The organism is Microbacterium testaceum, from assembly GCF_001476655.1.
GTDB lineage: Bacteria > Actinomycetota > Actinomycetes > Actinomycetales > Microbacteriaceae > Microbacterium > Microbacterium testaceum_C.
In genome coordinates this window covers 1-811 of record NZ_LDRT01000289.1, presented here as the reverse complement: position 1 = coordinate 811, position 811 = coordinate 1, and the positions used below count along the sequence as shown (strand labels likewise).

Below are 811 nucleotides of genomic sequence, written 5' to 3'. Positions count from 1 at the left end.
CATGCGTAAGATCTTCGTCAGCGTCATATGTGTAGAAGAGACAGATCGTCATCGAAGCCGCCTGCGCGGCCGGGCTGGTCCTGGTCGCCCTGCATCGCGAGGTGAAGTTCGTCGCCGTGACCGAACAGGTGCACCGGCGCATCATCGACGAACAGACCGTGGCGCTGAGAGCCCGCGACGAGGTGCGCACCCTCTTCACCGAGCTCGCGCTGCGCGGCGCCCCGGCCGACTACGTCGTCGAGCGTCTCGCGCGGACCCTGCGCGCACCCGTGATCCTCGAGTCCCTCGCGCACGAGGTGATCGTCGCCGAGCTCGCCGAGGCCGACCACTCGGTCCTCGCGGGCTGGCAGGAGCGCTCGCGCCTCTCCGTGCGAGACCCCGGAGATGTTCGCACGGTCGTCCCCGTGCAAGCGCGGGGCACCCGCTGGGGGTCTCTCGTCGCCCTCGGCGGTCCCGCGCACCCGGCCGGTCGCGTCGCCGTCCTCGAGCAGGGCGCGACAGCGCTCGCGCTGGGACGCTTGGCCGACACCGACGGTGAGGACTGGTCGCACCTCGGCCACCCTCGTCTCGTCGACGCCCAGCTCGCGGGGCGGTTCGGCTCCCTCGACGATGCCGCCCTCCGTCCTTCTGCCGCGGCGCTGCTGACCGACGCGACGGCCTTGCTCGGCCTCGCGGTGAGCGGTGCCGGCACCGCCGAGGTCGAGGCCGCGGCCGGTGAGGCGGGGGGCTGCGCGCCCCTGGACAATCAGCTCCGCGACCACCAACCTGCCGCTGGCTGGACGCAGAGACTTCGCCGCACGCCCGACCAGGC

The 811-nt window shown here is 72.5% G+C and carries 1 pseudogene; it reads left to right on the top strand.

The window, feature by feature from the left end:
- Positions 1-101: 101 nt before the first annotated feature.
- Positions 102-811, top strand: a pseudogene (locus NS220_RS19060) (PucR family transcriptional regulator); the annotation flags it as partial.